A 19,957-nucleotide genomic window follows, 5' to 3' on the forward strand; every position below is an offset into this window, starting at 1 on the left:
GGTCTACCGGCCGAGCTCTCGGCGTACCGCGTCGAGCGCCGTGGGGATCGCCGAGACGTCGCTGCCGCCGCCCTGGGCCAGATCGGGCTTGCCGCCGCCTCCGCCGCCGAGCACGGACGCCATCGTCTTCGCGAGCGCACCCGCGTCGGCGCCCGCGTCACGTGCAGCGGGCGAGGTCGCGACGATCGCGACGGGCTTGCCGCCGACCTCGGCCGCGAGGGCGACGACGGATGCCGCATCGCCGAGCTTCGCCCGCACGGCCGTGGCGAGCGAGCGCAGCTCGTCTCCGGAACTGAGCTGCCCGACCGTCTCGGCGACGAGGAGGACGTCGCCCGTGCGCACCGCCTCCGCAGCGAGGGCCGGGACGCGGTCGCTGAGCGCCCTCGCCTCGAAGGCCTGGATCTTCTTCTCTGCCGCCTTCAGGCTCGCGACCAGCTCGCCGACCCGACCGACGAGCTGCTCGGGCCTCGTCTTCAGGTTCGAGCTGAGCTCGGACACGAGCGCGCGCTCGGCGGCGAATCGCCGGAACGCCTCGAGGCCCACGAGCGATTCGACCCGGCGGTTCGACGCACCCACCGACGATTCGCCGACGATGTTGATCATGCCGATCTCGGCGCTCGCCGACACGTGCGTGCCCGCACAGAGCTCGCGCGACCATGGACCGCCGATGTCGACGACCCTGACCACATCGCCGTACTTCTCGCCGAAGAGTGCCATCGCCCCGAGCGACTTCGCCTGGTCGAGCGGCATCTCGCGGGTGACGACCGGCAGGTTGTCGCGGATCGCGTTGTTGGAGATCTCCTCGATCTCGGTTCGGGTCTCGGACGAGAGCGCCGAGTTCCAGCCGTAGTCGAGGCGGAGGTATCCGGCCTTGTTGAACGAGCCCGACTGGTGCGCGTTCGGACCGAGCACCTGGCGGAGCGCCGCGTGCACGATGTGGGTGCCCGAGTGCGCCTGCGTGGCGCCGCGACGGTAGTCCTCGTCGACGAGCGTCGTCGCGCCGACACCGACGCCGACCTCGCCCTGCACGACCTTCACCGTGTGGCTGATGAGGCCCTTGACGGGCTTCTGCACGTCGAGGACCTCGAGCTCGAAGCCGTCGCCGACGATGCGGCCCCGATCGGGCGCCTGACCGCCCGACTCGGCATAGAGCGACGTCTCCGCGAGGATGACCTCGGCCGTGTCGCCGGTCGACGCGACGGGCACCGGGCGACCGTCGACGACCAGGCCGAGCACGGTCGACTCGGTGGCGAGCTCGGAGTATCCCGTGAAGATCGTCTCGCCCCGGGCCCGGAAGTCGCCGTACACCGAGAGGTCGGCGAGCACCTTCTTCTTCGACTTGGCGTCGGCCTTCGCACGGGTGCGCTGTGCCGTCATGAGCTCGTCGAAGGCGGTGCGGTCGACCGCGAGACCCGCCTCGTCGGCCATCTCGAGCGTGAGCTCGATCGGGAAGCCGTAGGTGTCGTGCAGCAGGAACGCGGTGTCGCCCGCGATCTCCGAGTGACCTGCATCCTTGGTCTTCGCGACCTCGAGGTCGAGGATGGAGGTGCCGGCGGTCAGGGTGCGCAGGAAGGTCTCCTCCTCGCCGAGCGCGAGCTGCTCGATGTGCGCATAGTCGCGCGCGACCTCGGGGTAGGCGGCCTTCATCGCGTCACGGGAGGCCGCGAACAGCTCGCGGAACGTCGGCCCCTCGACGCCGAGGAGGCGCATCGCCCGGATCGTGCGCCGCAGCAGCCGCCGCAGGATGTAGCCGCGTCCCTCGTTCGACGGGCTGACGCCGTCGCTCATCAGCATGAGCGCGGAGCGCACGTGGTCGGCGATGACGCGCATGCGCACGTCGTCGTCGTGGTCGGCGCCGTAGCGACGGCCGGAGAGCTCGGCCGCGGCGTCGAGCACCGGGCGCACCTGGTCGATCTCGTACATGTTCTCGACGCCCTGCTTGATGAACGCCACGCGCTCGAGACCCATGCCGGTGTCGATGTTCTTCTTCGGCAGTTCCTTGACGATGCGGAAGTCGGTCTTCGACGTCACGTCGTCGATGAGGTACTGCATGAACACGAGGTTCCAGATCTCGACGTACCGGTCGTCGTCGGTCGCCGGGCCGCCGTCGGCGCCGTACTCGGGTCCGCGGTCGAAGAAGATCTCGGAGCACGGCCCCGCCGGCCCGGGCTGGCCGGTGTGCCAGTAGTTCGTGTCCTTGTCGAGGCGCTGGATGCGATCCTCGGGAAGGCCCGCGACCTTCTTCCACAGCTCGATCGCCTCGTCGTCGTCCTTGTAGACGGTGACCCAGAGCGCAGCGGGGTCGAATCCGTAGCCGCCGTCGGCCTCCGGCGTGGTGAGCAGCTCCCACGCCATGCTGATGGCGCCCTCCTTGAAGTAGTCGCCGAACGAGAAATTGCCGTTCATCTGGAAGAACGTGCCGTGTCGCGGGGTCTTGCCGACCTCTTCGATGTCGTTGGTGCGGATGCACTTCTGCACGCTCGTCGCGCGCGGGTACGGCGCCGGCACGAGTCCGGTGAGGTAGGGCACGAACGGGACCATGCCGGCGACCGTGAACAGGAGCGTCGGGTCGTCGGACACGAGGGAGGCCGAGGGCACCACGGTGTGGCCGCGCGCGGCGAAGAAGTCCAGCCAGCGCTGGCGGATGTCTGCTGTCTGCATGGTTCCGTTCTGGTGTCGGCTGCCCGGTTCGCCGGGCCGGTCGTGATTCCCGCCGTCAGCGTGTGGCCGTCGGGGCAGACGGGACGTGGCCGTCGGCGCGGAGCTCGGCGTCGCGCTCGTGGTAGCCCTCTGCGATGGCCTGGCCGAATGCCCGGGCCTTGGCGTCGATGGAGGAGAAGAACTCGCGGCCCTGGTTGGTCTGGTTGAACTGGTGCGCGGCGACGAACCCGGCAGCGACACCGACGGCGAACCACAGAATGCTCTTCACGAAGTGCTCCCTCAGACCGATTCCGCCGCGCGACATCCGCTCGGCACGCATCCTGACAGTCTAGTGGCGACGGATGCCTCGGGGATGAAGACAGGGGCCGCGGGAGAACCCCGCGACCCCTGTTCGATCGGCCTTCGCGTCAGCGAGCGGCGTAGTACTCGACCACGAGCTGCACGTCACACGTGACGGGGACCTCGGCGCGCTTGGGGCGACGCACGAGCTTCGCCTGCAGCTTGTCGAGTTCGACCTCGAGGTAGCCGGGGAGCTTGGGCAGCACGTCGACGTGGCCGCCGGCCGCGGCGACCTGGAAGGGCTCGGTGCCCTCGGAGCGCTGCTTGACTCCGACGGTCTGGCCCGGCTTCACGCGGAACGAGGGACGGTCGACGATCTGGCCGTCGACGAGGATGTGGCGGTGCACGACGAACTGGCGAGCCTGGGAGATGGTGCGAGCGAACCCGGCGCGCAGCACGAGCGCGTCGAGCCGCATCTCGAGCAGCTCGACCAGGTTCTCACCGGTCAGCCCGTCGGTGCGGCGCGCCTCGTTGAAGGCGATGCGCAGCTGCTTCTCGCGGATGCCGTACTGGGCGCGGAGGCGCTGCTTCTCACGCAGACGCACCGCGTAGTCGGAGTCGGCCTTGCGCTTGGTGCGGCCGTGCTCGCCCGGGGCGTACGGACGCTTCTCCAGGTACCGGGCGGCCTTCGGGGTGAGGGCGACGCCGAGCGCGCGGGAGAGGCGGGTCTTGCTACGTGACTGGTTCGACACGAATGTCCTTTCGGAAGAATCTCAAGTGTGAATTCACGGCGCGATCATGCACCGGAAATCTGTGTCAGAGGGATTCGCCAAGGGTGGATCGGCTACAGATCGCACCCGTTCGCCGATGACTCTCTCGCAGCCGCGCTCGAGAATCTGGCTTCAGGCCAACGCATATGCTACCACGCCCCGACCGCGCAGCGCGGTCAGCGGCCGCCCCGCACGATCCGGCGGAGCTTCGCGAGGCGGGCCGCGACCTCGCGCTCGTTGCCGTGCTCGGTCGGCTCGTAGTAGACCGCCCCGCGGAGCGGGTCGGGAAGGTAGTCCTGCGAGACGACGCCGATCGGGTCGTCGTGCGGGTACACGTATCCCCTGCCGTGGCCGAGCCGCTTCGCACCCGGGTAGTGCGCGTCGCGCAGGTGCTTCGGCACGCGGCCGGCCCTGCCGTCGCGCACGTCGGAGATGGCCCGGTCGATGCCGAGGTATGCGGCATTCGACTTCGGCGCGGTCGCGAGGTGCACCACCGCCTGCGCGAGCGGAATGCGCCCCTCGGGCATCCCGATGTACTGCACGGCATCGGCGGCGGCCACCGCGACGCCGAGGGCTGCCGGGTCGGCCATGCCGATGTCCTCCGACGCGAGCACGATGATGCGTCGCGCGATGAACCGCGGATCTTCACCCGCCTCGATCATGCGGGCGAGGTAGTGCAGAGCGGCGTCGACGTCGCTCCCGCGCACGGACTTGATGAACGCGCTGATCACGTCGTAGTGCTCGTCGCCGTTGCGGTCGTAGCGCAGGAGCGCGCGGTCGACGGCCCGCGCCACGACGTCGGCGGTGATGACGGGCTTCACGGATGCCCCGGCATCCGCTTCGTCGTCACCGAGCGCCTGATCGCCCTCCGGCGCCTGAGGTGCCACCTCGCCGGGCTCGACCGAGGCGGACTGCGACGCCGCGACCGACGCGGCCTCCAGTGCCGTGAGCGCGCGCCGCGCGTCGCCCGAGGCGAGCCGGATGATCGCGGCCCGGGCCTCGGGCTCGAGCTCGACCCGCCCGGCGAGACCGCGGGCGTCTGCGACGGCGCGGTCGACGAGCACGCCGAGGTCGTCATCGGTGAGCAGCTCGAGGGTCAGCAGCAGCGACCGCGACAGCAGCGGCGAGATGACCGAGAACGACGGGTTCTCGGTGGTCGCGGCGACGAGGATCACCCAGCCGTTCTCGACGCCCGGGAGCAGCGCGTCCTGCTGGGCCTTGGTGAACCGGTGGATCTCATCGAGGAAGAGCACCGTCGAGAGGCCGTAGAGGTCTCGGCTCGCGCGGGCCTCCTCCATGACCTGGCGCACGTCGCGCACGCCGGCGGTCACGGCTGAGAGCTCGACGAATTTGCGTCCCGACGACCGTGCGATCGCCTGCGCCAAGGTGGTCTTGCCCGTGCCGGGCGGACCCCAGAGGATCACCGAGACCGAACCCGATTCGCCGGAGCGGTCGCCCGCCAGCGCGACCAGCGGCGATCCGGGTGAGAGGAGGTGGCGTTGGCCGGCGACCTCGTCGAGGCTCGTCGGGCGCATGCGCACGGCGAGGGGCGTCGCGCCGGAGCGCAGCCCCGAGCCGGAGTCCACCATGGCATCAAGCGTAGCCGCGGCATCCGACACCGATGCCGACGCCGTGATCGTGCGATTGGTGCCGATCCCGGGCCTTGCGTAGAGTCGGCTCGCAGAAGTCCGGAGAAGGAGCATGCGTGGCATCGAACGACCGTCAGGCGCGTGAGGAACGAGCGCGCCTCCGCACCTACCAGGCCCGCCAGGAAGTGCACGTCCGCAAGCAGCGGAGACGCACGAGGGACAACGTCATCGCTGCCGTCGCACTCGTCGTCGTGCTCGCGATCGCGACCGCCGCGCAGCTCCTCTACTTCAACGGCGGTCCCGGCACGCCCGAGGCCGAGCCGTCCGCCGCACCGACCCCGACCCCGACCGCGCCGGCGGGCGAGAACCAGGGGGACGTGCCGCCGGCCGATCTCGCCGGGGATCGCACCTGGACGGGCACCCTCACGCTCAACGACATCCCGCTCGGCATCGAGCTCGACGGGGCCGCGGCGCCGCAAGCGGTCTCGAGCGAGATCAGCCTGATCCAATCGGGCTTCTACGACGGCACGACGTGCCACCGTCTCACGAAGGACGCCATCTGGGTGCTCCAGTGCGGCGACCCGACCGGTGACGGCACGGGCGGTCCCGGCTACAGCTACGGACCGGTCGAGAACGCGCCCGCCGACGACCTCTATCCCGCCGGTACGATCGCCATGGCGCGCGCGGCCGACCAGTACAGCCATGGCAGCCAGTTCTTCATCGTGTACGAGGACACGACGCTCCCCGGTGATACCGGCGGCTACTCGGTGATCGGCCGCGTGACGAGCGGCCTCGACGAACTCCGTGCCGGCATCACTGCCGCCGGCACCGCCGACGGGGCGACCGATGGGGCACCGGCCGTGCCGGTGAGCATCACCGGCTTCACGATCGAGTGACGACCGGCACCGGCCCACCGGCGGTGCAATAGGCTTGATGCCGTCATCGCCGCCCCCGTGCGGCATCCGACCACGACAGGGTGAGGCCGTGACCGATTCAGAGCAGCAACCGTGGGGCCGCGTCGACGAGACGGGCACCGTCTTCGTGCGGACGAGCGACGGCGAGCGTGAGGTCGGCCAGTATCCCGACGCGACGGCTGAAGAGGCGCTCGCCTACTTCGAACGCAAGTACGGCGACCTCGCGGGCCAGGTGACCCTCCTCGAGCAGCGCGTGAAGCGCGGTGCCCCCGCGGCGGATGTCGCCAAGGCCGTCGCCACGCTCCGGGAGTCCGTCGCCGGCGCGCACGCGGTCGGCGACCTCGAGTCGCTCGCCCGTCGCCTCGAGGCGCTCTCGGGCACTACGAAGGAGCTCACCGAGCAGCAGCAGGCCGAGGCGAAGGCCGCGCTCGGCGAAGCGATCGCCGAGCGCACCCGGATCGTCGAGCAGGCCGAGGCGCTCGCGGCGCAAGACCCGGCGAAGACGCAATGGAAGCAGGCGACGGCCGAACTCGACGCCCTGTTCGCCGGCTGGCAGCAGCACCAGCAGAACGGCCCGCGCCTCCCGAAGAACGAGGCGAACGAGCTGTGGAAGCGCTTCCGAACCGCTCGCTCGACGATCGAGCAGCACCGCAAGGCGTTCTTCGCCGAACTCGACGCCGCGCACCGCGATGTCCGGGGACGCAAGCAGGCCCTCATCGAGCGCGCCGAGGCGCTCGCCCCGCGCGGGGCCGACGCGGTCGCCGACTACCGCAACCTCCTCGACGAGTGGAAGCAGGCCGGCCGGGCGGGCAAGAAGCTCGACGACTCACTCTGGGCGAAGTTCAAGGCCGCGGGCGACGTGCTCTTCCAGGCCAAGGCAGAGGTCGACGCGCAGGAAGACGAGGCCTATCGTGCCAACCTCGGCGAGAAGCTCGCGCTTCTCGAGGACGCCGAGAAGCTCCTCTCCGAGACCGACCCCAAGCAGGCGCGTGCCGCCCTGAACAGGATCCAGCGCAGCTGGGATGAGATCGGCCGCGTGCCACGCGACCAGGTGCGCCCCGTGGAGGACCGCCTGCGCAAGGTCGAGACCCATGTGCGTTCACTCGAAGACCAGCACTGGCAGCGTGAGGACCCCGAGAAGAAGGCGCGCTCCGAGGGCATGCTCGGACAGCTTCACGATGCGATCGCCAAGCTCGAGAGCGAGCTCGCATCCGCCGAGGCATCCGGTGACGCGCAGGCCGCCGCGGCGGCGAGCGAGGCGCTCGACGCTCGCCGTGCCTGGCTCAAGGCCGTCGGGGGCTGACACCGACTTCTCCGCGGTGTGCGCCGCCGGGGTCGTTTCTCCACAGGTGACGTGCCGACGCGCGCCGGCGCCGGCCGGATGCCGCAACATGGGCGCATGGCACGGCTTCCCGTGGTGCTCGGCACCGACGACCTTCCCATCGCCGAGCTCTGCGCCGCCCGTCTCGACGGTGAGCTCTTCGCCGTCGACGACGGTTGGGCGCCCGTCGATGAGCCCGATCTTCCGGCCTTCCGCGCGGCGGTCGTGGCGCTCCGGGCGCCGAGGCGGCTCGTCGTCGAGCGGCTGTCGGCCGCGTGGGTGCACGGCGGACTCGCCACTCCGCCCGCCATCGCGCAGTTCTGCGTGCCGCTCAGCGCGCGCATCGCGGTGATCGGCGACCACCGCGCCACCGTGCGCGAGGTTCGCATCGAGGATTCGGAGATCATCGAGCTCGGCGGTATCCGGTGCACGTCGATCGTGCGCACGGGCTTCGACCTCCTGCGCGAGCCTTCGTTCGAGGCAGCCCTCGTGGAGCAAGTCGTCGGGGCGATGATCGCGGCCCGGTCGACGCTCGGCTGCGAGCTTCGCGAGCGACTCGATGCCGCGACGCGCATGCCGCACAAGTCGGCCGCTTTCGCGCGGCTCGACCGCGCGGAGGCGTCGGCCGCTCGATCGGCCGACGATTCGTTCAGCCGTCGCTGACGCGGTAGACGTCGTACACCGCATCGATGCGCCGCACCGCGTTCAGCACGCGATCGAGGTGCGTCGTGTCGCCCATCTCGAACACGAAGCGGCTGAGAGCCAGGCGATCCGTCGACGTCGACACGTTCGCGGAGAGGATGTTCACGTGGTGCTCCGAGAGCACCCGCGTGACGTCCGAAAGGAGGCCCGCCCGGTCGAGCGCCTCGATCTGGATCTGCACGAGGAAGACGCTCTTCGAGCTCGGCGCCCACTCGACATCGATCATCCGCTCGGGCTCTCGCATCAGGGACTGCACGTTGTGGCAGTTCGCCTGGTGCACCGAGACGCCTGCGCCGCGGGTGATGAAGCCGACGATCTGGTCGCCCGGCACCGGGGTGCAGCACCTCGCGAGCTTCACCAGGATGTCGGGCGCGCCGCGCACGAGTACCCCGGAGTCGCTGTGCCGCGGCAGTGGACGGGTGCGAGTCGAGATCGGCAGGTCGGGCTCGTCATCGCCCTCGGGGACGTCGCGCACCAGCGCGACGACCTTCTCGAGCACCGACTGCGTCGAGACGTGCCCCTCGCCGACCGCCGCGTACAACGACGAGACATCGTCGTATCTCAGCTGCGCCGCGACCTCGGCGAACGACTCCTGGCTCATGAGCTTCTGGAGCGGGAGGTTCTGCTTGCGCATCGCGCGTGCGATCGCGTCGCGGCCCTGCTCGATCGCCTCATCGCGACGCTCTTTGGTGAACCATTGCCGGATCTTGTTGCGGGCGCGCGGACTCTTGACGAAGCCGAGCCAGTCTTTACTCGGACCGGAGTCGGGATTCTTCGACGTGAAGACCTCGACGACGTCGCCGCTCGTGAGCTCGCTCTCGAGCGGGACGAGCCGGCCGTTCACCTTCGCGCCCATGGTGCGGTGGCCGACCTCGGTGTGCACGGCGTAGGCGAAGTCGATGGGCGTCGCGCCCGCCGGTAATCCGATCACGCGGCCCTTGGGCGTGAAGACGTAGACCTCCTTCGCGCCGATCTCGAACCGCAGCGAATCGAGGAACTCGCCCGGGTCGGCGGTCTCCGCCTGCCAGTCGGAGATGTGCGCGAGCCACGCCATGTCGGTCTCGTGCGTGCTCGGCGCTTCGGCGGTGCGGCCGGAAGTCATCCGTTCCTTGTACTTCCAGTGCGCCGCGACGCCGTACTCCGCACGCTGGTGCATGTCGTGCGTGCGGATCTGGATCTCGACGGCGCGGCCCTTCGGCCCGATCACCGTGGTGTGCAGCGACTGGTAGAGATTGAACTTCGGCGTCGCGATGTAGTCCTTGAAGCGGCCGGGCAGCGGCGTCCACCTGGCGTGGATCGCCCCGAGTACCGCGTAGCAGTCGCGCACCGAGTTCACGAGCACCCGGATGCCGACCAGGTCGTAGATCTCGTCGAAGTCGCGGCCGCGCACGATCATCTTCTGGTAGATCGAGTAGTACTGCTTCGGCCGGCCCATCACCTTGCCGCGGATCTTCGCCAGCTTGAGGTCTTCGCCCACGAGGTCGATGACGGACTGCACGAACTCCTCGCGCTGCGGTGTGCGCTGCTTCACGAGACTCTCGATCTCGGCGTACAGCTTCGGGTAGAGCACCGCGAACGAGAGGTCCTCCAGCTCCCACTTGATGGTCTGGATGCCGAGCCGGTGCGCGAGCGGGGCGTAGATCTCGAGTGTCTCGGTCGCCTTGCGCGTCGCCGACTCCGCGGGCACGAATCCCCACGTGCGGGCGTTGTGGAGCCGGTCGGCGAGCTTGATGATGAGCACGCGGATGTCCTTCGACATCGCGACGATCATCTTGCGCACGGTCTCGGCCTGGGTGGAGTCGCCGTACTTGACCTTGTCGAGCTTCGTCACGCCGTCGACGAGCATCGCGATCTCGTCGCCGAAGTCGGCGCGCACCTGATCGAGCGTGTACGCGGTGTCCTCGACCGTGTCGTGCAGGAGGGCCGCCGCCACGGTCTTCGATCCGATGCCGAGGTCGGCGAGGATCTGCGCGACCGCGATCGGATGCGTGATGTAGGGCTCGCCGCTCTTGCGCTTCTGGCCCTCATGGGCCCGCTCGGCGACGGTGTACGCGCGCTCGATGAGACCGAGATCGGTCTTCGGGTGGTGCATCCGCACGGTCCGCACGAGGGTGTCGACCGCGCCCGACGGTTGCGCCTTCGAGAAGATGCGAGGCACGAGGCGGCGCAGCGAAGCGGTGGAATTGACCCCGGCCTCAGTCATGCGCGCACCTCCAGAGCTCAATTATGGCCGCTCCGGCTCAGCTCCGTGCCGCTCCCCGAGGCGAACATCATACGGCTGGCACCGCTTCATTCGACACGGATGCCGCGCGCTCGCGCTCCTTCAGCACCTTCTGGTCATGACGGCGGATCGCCGGCTCGCCCTCTCGCAGCTGCGAGTAGAGGGGAGCGGCGAGGAACACCGTCGACCACGTGCCGACGATGATGCCGATCAGCAGGGCGAGCGAGATGTCGCGGAGCGTGTCGGCACCGAGCACGCCCACACCGAGGAAGAGGATCGCCGCGACCGGCAGCGCAGCGACGACGCTCGTGTTGATCGACCGCACCAGCGTCTGGTTCACCGCGAGGTTCACCGACTCCGCGAAGGTGCGTCGCGACTCCAGCCCGTCCTCGGAGGTGTTCTCGCGGATCTTGTCGAAGACCACGACGGTATCGTAGAGCGAGTAGGCGAGGATCGTGAGGATGCCGATGGTGGCCGCCGGGCTGATCTCGAATCCGACCGCGGCGTAGACGCCGACCGTGACGACCAGGTCTGCGATGAGCGCGAGGATGGCGGCGAGCGACATCTTCCACGTGCGGAAGTAGAGCGCCATGATGATCCCGGCCAGCACGAGGAACGCCACCAGTCCAACGAGCGCCTGCCTCGTGACATCCGCTCCCCAGCTCGGCCCGATGAACGACGACGTGACCTCGGATTCGGGCACGTCGTACGCCTCGGCGAGGGCCGTCGTGACCGCCCGCGAGTCCGCCTGCTCGAGCTGGTCGGTCTGCACTCGCACGCCGTCGCCGCCGACGATCATCACGTGCGCGTCAGCGTCGGCCACGACGGATGCCACGGCATCGATCGCCGGCTGGGCTTCGGCGTTCTCGACGCCGGCGATCTGGAACTGCGACCCGCCGCGGAACTCGATGCTGAAGTTTATGCCCCGGAACACCGGAATGAGTACCGAGAGGATGATCAGCAGTGCGACGATCACGTACCACTTCTTGCGGCCGCCGACGAAATTGAACGAGCGCTTGCCCGTGTAGAGGTCGTTGCCGAATGTCGTGAGCCGGTTGGCCATCAGGACTCCTTGCCTTCGCTCGTCCCGCTGCCGACGCCCGCGGTGGCCTTGCGTTCTGCGATGGTCTGGCGCTTCTGCGCCTCCTTGGAACTCGACGCGACCTTGCTCGCGGGCACGGTGACGGGCTTGCGGAACTCCGCGCGCCCGCGGTACACGGCGCCGAGCGCGTTCGGGTCGAGCCCCGACCACGGGTTGCCGCTCGAGAAGAACCTCGTCTGCGCGAGCAGTTGCAGCATCGGGTGGGTGAAGAGGATCACGACGACGACATCGATGATCGTGGTGAGGCCGAGCGTGTACGCGAAGCCCTTGACGCTGCCCACCGCGAGGATGAACAGCACGATCGCCGCGAGCAGGTTCGTGGCCTTCGATGCGAGCACCGTACGGAATGCCCGCTTCCAGCCGGCCTCGACGGCACCGACGAGCGGCCGGCCGTCGCGGAGTTCATCGCGAACGCGCTCGAAGTAGATGATGAACGAGTCGGCGGTGAAGCCGATGGCGACGATGAGGCCCGCGATGCCGGCGAGCGACAGACGGTAGCCCTCGCGCCACGACAGGATCGTGATCATCAGGTAGGTGATGAGGGCCGCGATCGCGAGCGAGGCGATGGTGACCGATCCGAGCGCGCGGTACTGGAAGAGCGTGTAGATCACGACGAGGATGAGGCCGACGAGACCCGCCACCAGTCCGGATTGGAGCTGCGAGGTACCGAGGGTCGCCGAGATGGTGTCGGACGACTGCACGGTGAAGCTGATCGGCAGGGCGCCGAACTTCAGCTGGTCGGCGAGGGACTTCGACGACTCCTGAGTGAAGCTCCCGGTGATCTGGGGGCGGCCGTCGGTGATGGCGCCGTTCATCTGCGGAGCGGTGAGCACGGCGCCGTCGAGGACGAACGCGAACTGGTCGCGCGGGGAGGCCCCTTGGCTCTGCAGACCGAACAGGCGTGTGCTGACCTCGGCGAAGTCCTCGGTGCCCTTCTCGTCGAACTGGATGTTGACGGCCCACTGCCCGGTGCTGGCGCCCGTCTGCGTGGTCACCATGCCGTTCGTGGCGTCGACGATGTTCTCGCCGCTCGCCTCGACCGGACCGAGCAGGTACTTCGCCGTGCGACTGACGTCGCAGGTGACGAGCGGCTCGTCGGCGGGGGCGACGTTCGTGGCCGCCTCGTCGAGCGTCGAGCAGTCGAAGTCGTCGAACTCGGCCTGGAGAGCCGGCGTGATCCACGCCGGGTCGCTGCCGTCCGTCGGCTCGGTGGTCGGGGTCGACTCGAGCTCCTCGGCGGCCGGATCCGTCGGTTCTGGGCTCGCGCTCGGGTCGATCGACTGGTTCGTCGCGGCATCCGCGAGCAGCACGGCGCGCAGTTCGAGCTTCGCGGACGACTCGATGCGGGCACGGGTCTGGTCGTCGAGCTCGCCCGGGATGCGGACGACGACGTTCGAGCCCTCGGTGTTGATCTCGGCCTCGGCCACACCCGACGCGTCGACGCGCTGGCGGATGATCGAGACCGCCTGATCGAGCTGTTCCTGCGAGACCGACTGGCCGGTCTCGACCTTGGGCGCGAGGATGATCTGCGTTCCGCCCTCGAGATCGAGGGCGAGCTTCGGCGTCCACGAGCCGCCGCCCCAGATCACGCCGGCCGCGTTGATCGCGAAGAGTCCGGCGATGATGACGCCGAGCCAGCTCAGCGAACGCCATGCCTTGCGAACGGGGGTCGGCCGGGATGACCGCTTGGATGGTGCAGCCACGTGTTCTGCTTTCTCTGCAGGAGCCCGCGCGACAGCGCGCGAGCCGAGCCTCGGTAGGGAGCCTTAGTCGTCCGACTTCTTCGTGTCGGGCGCCTCATCGGTCGGCGTGTCGTCGACGCGCTCGCCGAACTCGGGCTCGGCCGCGCTTCCGGCTGCGCCGACCTCGGTCACGGGAGCAGCGGCAACCGGCTCGACGACCCGGGAGACGGTCTGACGGTGCACGGTGAGGACCGTGCCCGGTGAGGTCTCGAGGAGCACCTGGTTCTCGTCTTCGTCGATGGAGAGGATGGTGCCGAAGACGCCGAAGTTCGTCATCACCTTGGCGCCCGGCTGGACCTTCGACTGCAGCTCGCGCGCGTCCGCCTGCCGCTTGCGCGAGTTGCGGAACATGAAGAAGATCAGCACCGCCAGGACGGCGAGCATGATGATAGTGAACGGATCGAACGTCATGAGGGAGAGGAACCTTCCGGTGTGCGGTGAACCGCACGAAGTCGACGGCGGCGAGGACGAAGCCTCATTGGATTATAGGTCATCGATCGGAAGGACGGCTGCGGCGTTGGAGCCGGAGCTGCGCTCCGACAGACCGAAATGCCGCCATGCCTGCGGGGTGGCGACCCGCCCTCGCGGAGAACGTGTGATGAGGCCGATGCGAACAAGGAACGGCTCGACGACCGCCTCGATCGTCTCGGCCTCCTCGCCGACGGACACGGCGAGCGTGTTGAGGCCGACCGGCCCCCCGCCGAAGCGCGTGAGAATGGTCTGCATGACGGCCCGATCGAGTCGGTCGAGGCCGAGCGCGTCGACGTCGTAGAGGTCGAGGGCCGCACGCACTGCGTCGACGCTCGCATCGCTGCCGTGAACGAGCGCGTAGTCGCGCACGCGGCGCAGGAGCCGGTTCGCGATGCGGGGGGTGCCGCGGCACCGCCCTGCGATCTCGGCGATCGCCTCGCCGTCGATCGAGAGCCCGAGCATCGACGCCGCCCGCGCGAGCACCTGCGCGAGCTCGGACTCGTCGTAGAACTCGAGGTGCGCCGTGAAGCCGAACCGATCCCGGAGCGGGTTCGGAAGCAGACCCGCCCGCGTCGTGGCTCCGACGAGGGTGAACGGCGCGAGGTCGAGCGGCACCGACGTGGCGCCTGCGCCCTTGCCGACCATGATGTCGATGCGGAAGTCCTCCATCGCGAGGTACAGCATCTCTTCCGCCGAGCGGGCCATGCGGTGGATCTCGTCGATGAAGAGCACTTCTCCCGGCACGAGCGAGCTGAGGATCGCAGCAAGGTCGCCGGCATGCTGGATCGCGGGCCCGCTGGACATGCGCAGCGGTCGCCCGCCCTCGTGGGCGACGATCATCGCAAGCGTGGTCTTGCCGAGACCGGGCGGGCCCGCGAGCAGGATGTGATCGGGCGTGCGCTGCTGCAGCGTCGCGGCCGTGAGGAGGAGCTGCAACTGCCCGCGCACGCGGGTCTGGCCGACGAACTCGGCCAGGCTTCGGGGCCTGAGAGCGCCCTCGAATGCGAGCTCCGCCTCGGAGGCGAGCACCGGGTCGGTGAGATCGAGGTCTCCCTCGTTCTTCTCGTCCGGCCTCATCTTGCCCAGATTCATCGCGACCTCCCGGCCTGCTGGGCCGGGCCCAGCCGCGAGAGCGTGAGCCGCAGCAGGGCGGGCACGGATGCCGCTTCGGACTCGGATGCCGTACCCATCGTCTCTTCGACGGCCTCTGCCGCCACCCGCTCCGACCAGCCGAGCCCGGTGAGCGCGGCGAGCACGCTCTCGGCGACGCCGCCCACGACGACGGCGGATGGCGTGGCCGACGAATCGGACGCGACGAGCTTGCCCGCGAGCGAGACCGTGATGAGTTTCGCGGTCTTCGGGCCGATGCCGCTCACCCTGCGGAACACGGCATCGTCGTCGCCCTGCACCGCCGCGGCGACCTGGTCGGGCGACAGCGCCGACAGCACGCCGAGCGCCGATTTCGGCCCGACACCGGTGACCCCGATGAGCAGTTCGAACACCTCGAGTTCCGCACGCGTCGCGAACCCGAAGAGGGTGAGTGCATCCTCGCGCACGATGAGGCTCGTGTGCACGGCGAGCTCGTTGCCGTCGCGACTCGCGAGTGCGAGCGCAGGCGTGGTGTTCACATGGAACCCGACGCCGCCGACCTCGATCACGACCGAACTGCCGGCCGTGGTGAGCACGCGGCCGCGAAGAGAGGAGATCACTCCTTCAGCCTACGGGCGGCCCCCGACACCGCGGCCGAACGCTCTGCGGCGATCCACGCCCGCTGGGCGGGAGTCAGCGGAACGCCCGCCGCGTCCGGCGCACTCGCGTCCGTCACCGCGGCACCCGCCGCTCCTCCGGTGCGCCAGGCGTGGCAGATCGCGAGGGCGAGCGCGTCGGCGGCATCCGCCGGCTTCGGCGCCGCTTCGAGACCGAGGATTCGCGCGACCATCGCGCCGACCTGGGCCTTGTCGGCGCGGCCGTACCCGGTGATCGCCGCCTTCACCTCGCTCGGGGTGTGCAGCGCGACGGGCAGGGCCCGACGCGCGGCGATGAGCATCGCGACCCCGGAGATCTGGGCGGTTCCCATGATCGTCGAGACGTCGCTGCGCGCGAACACGCGCTCGAGCGCGACCGCCTGCGGGCGGTGCTCCTCGAGGATCGCCTCGATGCCGTCGGCGATGCGCGCGAGACGCCGCGGCGTGTCGAGATCGGCCGGCGAGCGCAGCACCACCACGTCGACGAGTCGCGCCGTGCGGTCGGGCTCGACATCGACCACGCCGACGCCGCATCGCGTCAGGCCGGGGTCGATGCCGAGCACTCGCACGGCGATCGGCTAGTCCTCGGCTTCGAGCTCGGCCTGCACCTCGGCGGTCAGGTCGAAGTTGCTGTAGATGTTCTGCACGTCGTCGCTGTCTTCCAGCGCGTCGATGAGGCGAAAGACCTTGCGGGCAGTCTCGGCGTCGATCTCGACCTTGAGGTTCGGCACGAACGCGGCGTCGGCCGAGTCGTAGTCGATGCCGGCCTCTTGCAGCGCGGTGCGCGCCGCGACCATGTCGGAGGCCTCGGTGACGACCTCGAAGGTCTCGCCCTCGTCGGTCACCTCTTCGGCGCCGGCGTCGAGCACCGCAGCGAGGATGTCGTCTTCGGTCGCGCCCTCGGCGGGAACCACGATGACGCCCTTGCGCGCGAAGTTGTAGGCGACCGAGCCCGGGTCTGCCATGGTGCCGCCGTTGCGCGTCATGAGGGTGCGCACCTCGGCAGCGGCGCGGTTCTTGTTGTCGGTGAGGCACTCGATGAGGAGCGCGACCCCGTTGGGACCGTAGCCCTCGTACATGATGGTCGTGTACTCGATGGACTCACCGGTGAGTCCCGCGCCGCGCTTGATGGCGCGGTCGATGTTGTCGTTCGGGACCGAGGTCTTCTTCGCCTTCTGCACGGCGTCGACGAGGGTCGGGTTGCCCGAGAGGTCGGCCCCGCCCATCTTCGCGGCGACCTCGATGTTCTTGATCAGCTTGGCGAACGACTTGGCTCGGCGTGCGTCGATGACCGCCTTCTTGTGCTTGGTCGTGGCCCACTTGGAATGCCCGGACATGCGTCTCCTGAATCGAATCCTGGCGTACGGCACTGCGCGCCGCGCGGAGTCCATTCTAGAACAGGGGCCGCGTGCACCCCGGTTCAGGCGAGCAGCTTCACGAGCGTGCGCAGGTTGCGGTTCGTGGTGGTCTCCTTGAAACGCGCCTTGGCAGTGAGCTTCGCGAAGGAACTGGCGATGCCCCGCGCTCGACGGTTGTGCCAGTAGATCACGCCGTTTCCGCGCCGGATCACGTCATCGGCAGCGTCGAGATCGCCGGCCGAATTCGCGAGCTCGGCGAGGCTCGCGACATCCGAACCGAACAGCACGTACGGATGCCACCCCTCGCGCTCGGCGTCGAACGGAAAGTCGCGCACCACGTCGGCGAGGTGCTCGCGGGTGACGAGCACGATCCACGCGGCGTACCCGAAACGCTCGCCGAGCGCCTGCTCGATGCGCTTCTTCAGTGCCGCGGATGTCTCGCGCCGGTCGCTCTCGAACGCGACGTTGCCGCTCGCGAGCACGGTGCGCACTCCCCCGAAGCCGAGGCCCTCGAAGAGTTCGCGCAGCTCGGCCGACCTCACGGTGATGCCGCCGACGTTCACGCCGCGGAGCAGTGCGATGTAACCGGCCATGAGCCGAGCGTATGACGGACTGCCGTCATGGGATGGGCGGCACCGGCCTGCCCTCGTACAACTCGCTCATCGCGTTCTCGTAGCGTCGCTTCAAGAGCAGCGAGTAGAGCAGCCGCACGGGGGCAGGCAGATTCGCCTTCATCCATTCGGGGCGCTCGTCGGCCGGCACGGTCTCGAGCATGAGGCCCAGCTGCAGCGCCATGACATCGCGCGGCAACTCCTTGCGCGACTTCTGGAGGCCGGTTCGGGCGTGCTCGCCCATCTCGTCCCACTCCGATTGCGTCAGCACCGATCCTGCGACCGGCATGATGTGCTCCTCCTCGGGTGCGAGGTGGCCGAACAGCGTGTCTCGCAGGTGCTCGACGCCCGCCGCCAGTCGGTCGCGTGTCGGGGCATCCGCGTGCGTGCGCCATTGCTCGAGGAGCGGCTCGACGTCGGCGAGTTGCGCCGCCACCTGCGCGTGCTGGGCCTTCATCTGGTCGACGTGCGCCGCGCAGCCGGGCGAGCGTTCCGTGAGCCGATCCCAGAGCACGAGATCCTCGCCCTCGTGATGCAGATGCAGACCGAAGAAGTCCATGTGCGCGTAGTCGCCGACGACGGATGCCCGATCCACGTCGCCGTCGTCGACCCCCCGGATGAGGCCCGGGAGTTCGTTGTAGAGCCACCGGAAGATGCGGTGCACCTGGATGAGATCGGAGGTGTCGCAACCCGGTTGCTGCCCGGAAGGCTTCGGACCTGAGCTGCTGGGCAGTTTCGTGACCATGTCGAACCCCTGTTCCGCGCCGCATCGCGTGCGTAGGGGTCACCGTCGTCGGCGCATCGAATGGACAACGGACGAGTCGAATGTACTCGCCGTCCGAAGCATCCGCCAGAGGTCGACTCGCACTGCTGGTGCAGGCTCAGGCCGCGCGCACCATGCCGAGGAAGTACTCGTGGAAGCGGTACTCCCCCGTGATCTCGGGGTGGAAGCTCGTGCCCACGAGGTTGCCCTGCTCGACCGCGACGACGCGGCCGTCGGCGAGAGACGCGAGCGGCGTCGCCGCGGGACCGACGGATTCGACCACCGGTCCGCGGATGAACACGGCGTGCACCGGCACCTCGCCGAGCGCGGGGATATCGAGGTCGGTCTCGAACGACTGGTTCTGCGACCCGAAGGCGTTGCGGCGCACGACCACGTCGAGGCCGCCGAGGCTCTGCTGGCCGTCGATCGCGTCGAGCAGGGTGTCGGCGAGCATGATGAGGCCCGCGCACGTGCCGTACACGGGCATTCCGCTCGCGATCGCCTCCTCGAGTGGCGCCTGCAGGCCGAAGGTACGGGCGAGCTTGTCCATGACGCTCGACTCGCCACCCGGGATGACGAGCCCGTCGATCACTGCAAGTTCTTCGGGCCGCCGAACAAGCGAGACCCGTGCGCCGAGCTTCGTGAGCACGTGGGCGTGCTCACGGAAGTCTCCCTGCAACGCGAGAACACCGACGCGAGGGCCGGCCGAAGCCGTGGCCCCAGCGTCGAGTGATTCGGTGCGGAGCGTCGTCACCAGCCGCGCTCGGCGAGGCGGTGCGGAGCCGCGAGGTCGCCGACGTTGATGCCGACCATCGCCTCGCCGAGGCCGCGCGACACGTCGGCGATGACCGACGGGTCGTCGTAGAACGTGGTGGCCTTCACGACTGCGGCCGCGCGCGCCTCGGGGTTGCCCGACTTGAAGATGCCGGAGCCCACGAACACGCCGTCGGCGCCGAGCTGCATCATCATCGCGGCATCCGCCGGCGTCGCGACGCCACCGGCCGTGAACAGCACGACCGGGAGCTTGCCGGTCTCGGCGATCTCGAGGACGAGGTCGTACGGGGCCTGGAGCTCCTTCGCGGCGACGTAGAGCTCGTCGCGAGTCATCGACTTCAGCTGGTTGATCTCGCCCATGATCTTGCGGATGTGCTTCGTGGCCTCGGAGACGTCGCCGGTGCCGGCCTCACCCTTCGAGCGGATCATCGCGGCACCCTCGTTGATGCGACGCAGCGCCTCGCCGAGGTTCGTCGCACCGCAGACGAACGGGGTGTTGAACGCCCACTTGTCGATGTGGTTCACGTAGTCGGCGGGCGAGAGCACCTCGGACTCGTCGATGTAGTCGACATCGAGCGCCTGCAGCACCTGGGCCTCGACGAAGTGGCCGATGCGTGCCTTCGCCATGACGGGGATCGACACCTCGGCGATGATCGCCTCGATGAGGTCGGGGTCGCTCATGCGCGCGACGCCGCCCTGGGCGCGGATGTCTGCGGGCACCCGCTCGAGCGCCATGACCGCGACGGCGCCGGCGTCCTCGGCGATGCGTGCCTGCTCGGCCGTGACGACGTCCATGATGACGCCGCCCTTCAGCATTTCGGCGAGCCCGCGCTTCACGCGGCTCGAGCCAGTCTCGGGTACGGTCACAGGGAATCCTCTCGGACGAGCGCGCGCGATGACCTCGCGCACCGGTACAGATCAACGGAAGTATTGT

General features: G+C 69.1%; 19 protein-coding genes. 3 read left to right on the forward strand and 16 right to left on the reverse strand.

Annotation, left to right across the window (positions count from 1 at the left end; translation table 11 throughout):
• Positions 1 to 3 precede the first annotated feature (3 nt).
• The 4 genes from alaS to ACFWN7_RS01190 form a co-directional block, all read right to left on the reverse strand.
• Positions 4 to 2,661 (reverse strand): alanine--tRNA ligase, encoded by a 2,658-nt coding sequence (gene alaS / locus ACFWN7_RS01175; protein ID WP_376936828.1) that lies wholly within the window; start codon positions 2,659 to 2,661, stop codon positions 4 to 6.
• Positions 2,662 to 2,716: 55 nt separating this feature from the next.
• A complete protein-coding gene (locus ACFWN7_RS01180) occupies positions 2,717 to 2,980 on the reverse strand; it encodes a hypothetical protein (protein WP_376936829.1) in 264 nt (87 codons plus the stop codon).
• An 88-nt stretch (positions 2,981 to 3,068) separates the two neighbouring features.
• Positions 3,069 to 3,692, reverse strand: coding sequence for a 30S ribosomal protein S4 (gene rpsD, locus ACFWN7_RS01185; protein ID WP_376936830.1), 624 nt, complete (start codon positions 3,690 to 3,692; stop codon positions 3,069 to 3,071).
• Positions 3,693 to 3,886: 194 nt separating this feature from the next.
• Positions 3,887 to 5,299: a replication-associated recombination protein A gene (locus ACFWN7_RS01190; protein WP_376936831.1), complete on the reverse strand. Its 1,413-nt coding sequence runs from the start codon at positions 5,297 to 5,299 to the stop codon at positions 3,887 to 3,889.
• 116 nt (positions 5,300 to 5,415) lie between these two features.
• Here ACFWN7_RS01190 and ACFWN7_RS01195 point away from each other — a divergent pair, with 116 nt between their 5' ends.
• The 3 genes from ACFWN7_RS01195 to ACFWN7_RS01205 all read left to right on the forward strand — a co-directional run bounded on the left by ACFWN7_RS01195 (position 5,416) and on the right by ACFWN7_RS01205 (position 8,197).
• A complete protein-coding gene (locus ACFWN7_RS01195) occupies positions 5,416 to 6,195 on the forward strand; it encodes a peptidylprolyl isomerase (RefSeq protein WP_376936832.1) in 780 nt (259 codons plus the stop codon).
• Between the two features lie 88 nt (positions 6,196 to 6,283).
• Positions 6,284 to 7,516 carry a DUF349 domain-containing protein gene (locus ACFWN7_RS01200; RefSeq protein ID WP_376936833.1) on the forward strand — a complete coding sequence of 411 codons (1,233 nt, stop codon included), beginning with the start codon at positions 6,284 to 6,286 and terminating at the stop codon, positions 7,514 to 7,516.
• A gap of 96 nt (positions 7,517 to 7,612) precedes the next feature.
• Positions 7,613 to 8,197, forward strand: a complete 585-nt coding sequence (locus ACFWN7_RS01205) for a hypothetical protein (protein ID WP_376936834.1) — start codon at positions 7,613 to 7,615, stop codon at positions 8,195 to 8,197.
• Here the strand turns inward: ACFWN7_RS01205 and ACFWN7_RS01210 are convergent.
• From ACFWN7_RS01210 to pdxS, 12 genes are all read right to left on the reverse strand, one after another.
• The gene (locus ACFWN7_RS01210) at positions 8,184 to 10,439 is read right to left on the reverse strand and encodes a RelA/SpoT family protein (RefSeq protein WP_376936835.1); all 2,256 of its coding nucleotides are present in this window, start codon (positions 10,437 to 10,439) and stop codon (positions 8,184 to 8,186) included. The two genes, ACFWN7_RS01205 and ACFWN7_RS01210, sit on opposite strands and share 14 nt — an antisense overlap.
• A 67-nt stretch (positions 10,440 to 10,506) precedes the next feature.
• Positions 10,507 to 11,520 (reverse strand): protein translocase subunit SecF, encoded by a 1,014-nt coding sequence (gene secF, locus ACFWN7_RS01215; RefSeq protein WP_376936836.1) that lies wholly within the window; start codon positions 11,518 to 11,520, stop codon positions 10,507 to 10,509.
• Entirely contained in the window at positions 11,520 to 13,262 is a 1,743-nt protein-coding gene (secD, locus tag ACFWN7_RS01220) for a protein translocase subunit SecD (protein ID WP_376936837.1), read from the reverse strand. The genes secF and secD overlap by 1 nt, the downstream gene beginning before the upstream one ends.
• A gap of 63 nt (positions 13,263 to 13,325) precedes the next feature.
• Complete coding sequence (gene yajC / locus ACFWN7_RS01225) at positions 13,326 to 13,685, reverse strand: preprotein translocase subunit YajC (RefSeq protein WP_376936838.1); 360 nt, start codon at positions 13,683 to 13,685, stop codon at positions 13,326 to 13,328.
• Positions 13,686 to 13,784: 99 nt separating this feature from the next.
• Complete coding sequence (gene ruvB, locus ACFWN7_RS01230; RefSeq protein WP_376936839.1) at positions 13,785 to 14,849, reverse strand: Holliday junction branch migration DNA helicase RuvB; 1,065 nt, start codon at positions 14,847 to 14,849, stop codon at positions 13,785 to 13,787.
• Between the two features lie 11 nt (positions 14,850 to 14,860).
• Positions 14,861 to 15,481: a Holliday junction branch migration protein RuvA gene (gene ruvA, locus ACFWN7_RS01235; protein ID WP_376936840.1), complete on the reverse strand. Its 621-nt coding sequence runs from the start codon at positions 15,479 to 15,481 to the stop codon at positions 14,861 to 14,863.
• The gene (gene ruvC / locus ACFWN7_RS01240) at positions 15,478 to 16,086 is read right to left on the reverse strand and encodes a crossover junction endodeoxyribonuclease RuvC (RefSeq protein WP_376936842.1); all 609 of its coding nucleotides are present in this window, start codon (positions 16,084 to 16,086) and stop codon (positions 15,478 to 15,480) included. The genes ruvA and ruvC overlap by 4 nt, the downstream gene beginning before the upstream one ends.
• Positions 16,087 to 16,095: 9 nt before the next feature.
• Positions 16,096 to 16,854 carry a YebC/PmpR family DNA-binding transcriptional regulator gene (locus ACFWN7_RS01245; protein WP_376936844.1) on the reverse strand — a complete coding sequence of 253 codons (759 nt, stop codon included), beginning with the start codon at positions 16,852 to 16,854 and terminating at the stop codon, positions 16,096 to 16,098.
• An 83-nt stretch (positions 16,855 to 16,937) separates the two neighbouring features.
• On the reverse strand, positions 16,938 to 17,468 hold the full coding sequence (locus ACFWN7_RS01250) for a DUF1697 domain-containing protein (RefSeq protein WP_376936845.1): 531 nt from the start codon (positions 17,466 to 17,468) through the stop codon (positions 16,938 to 16,940).
• A gap of 25 nt (positions 17,469 to 17,493) precedes the next feature.
• Positions 17,494 to 18,231, reverse strand: coding sequence for a hemerythrin domain-containing protein (locus tag ACFWN7_RS01255; protein WP_376936847.1), 738 nt, complete (start codon positions 18,229 to 18,231; stop codon positions 17,494 to 17,496).
• 136 nt (positions 18,232 to 18,367) lie between these two features.
• Positions 18,368 to 18,898: a pyridoxal 5'-phosphate synthase glutaminase subunit PdxT gene (gene pdxT / locus ACFWN7_RS01260; RefSeq protein WP_376936849.1), complete on the reverse strand. Its 531-nt coding sequence runs from the start codon at positions 18,896 to 18,898 to the stop codon at positions 18,368 to 18,370.
• A 101-nt stretch (positions 18,899 to 18,999) separates the two neighbouring features.
• Entirely contained in the window at positions 19,000 to 19,890 is an 891-nt protein-coding gene (gene pdxS, locus ACFWN7_RS01265) for a pyridoxal 5'-phosphate synthase lyase subunit PdxS (protein ID WP_376936850.1), read from the reverse strand.
• Positions 19,891 to 19,957 lie beyond the last annotated feature (67 nt).

It is taken from the genome of Agromyces sp. NPDC058484, assembly GCF_042720415.1.
Lineage (GTDB): Bacteria > Actinomycetota > Actinomycetes > Actinomycetales > Microbacteriaceae > Agromyces.

Bases quoted from the DNA above. Each gene is read 5' to 3' on its own strand.
- alaS (WP_376936828.1), bottom strand. From the start codon at position 2,661: ATGCAGACAGCAGACATCCGCCAGCGCTGGCTGGACTTCTTCGCCGCG.
- ACFWN7_RS01180 (WP_376936829.1), bottom strand. From the start codon at position 2,980: ATGCGTGCCGAGCGGATGTCGCGCGGCGGAATCGGTCTGAGGGAGCAC.
- ACFWN7_RS01190 (WP_376936831.1), bottom strand. From the start codon at position 5,299: ATGGTGGACTCCGGCTCGGGGCTGCGCTCCGGCGCGACGCCCCTCGCC.
- ACFWN7_RS01205 (WP_376936834.1), top strand. From the start codon at position 7,613: ATGGCACGGCTTCCCGTGGTGCTCGGCACCGACGACCTTCCCATCGCC.
- ACFWN7_RS01210 (WP_376936835.1), bottom strand. From the start codon at position 10,439: ATGACTGAGGCCGGGGTCAATTCCACCGCTTCGCTGCGCCGCCTCGTG.
- secF (WP_376936836.1), bottom strand. From the start codon at position 11,520: ATGGCCAACCGGCTCACGACATTCGGCAACGACCTCTACACGGGCAAG.
- yajC (WP_376936838.1), bottom strand. From the start codon at position 13,685: ATGCTCGCCGTCCTGGCGGTGCTGATCTTCTTCATGTTCCGCAACTCG.
- ruvB (WP_376936839.1), bottom strand. From the start codon at position 14,849: ATGAGGCCGGACGAGAAGAACGAGGGAGACCTCGATCTCACCGACCCG.
- ACFWN7_RS01245 (WP_376936844.1), bottom strand. From the start codon at position 16,854: ATGTCCGGGCATTCCAAGTGGGCCACGACCAAGCACAAGAAGGCGGTC.
- ACFWN7_RS01250 (WP_376936845.1), bottom strand. From the start codon at position 17,468: ATGGCCGGTTACATCGCACTGCTCCGCGGCGTGAACGTCGGCGGCATC.
- ACFWN7_RS01255 (WP_376936847.1), bottom strand. From the start codon at position 18,231: ATGGTCACGAAACTGCCCAGCAGCTCAGGTCCGAAGCCTTCCGGGCAG.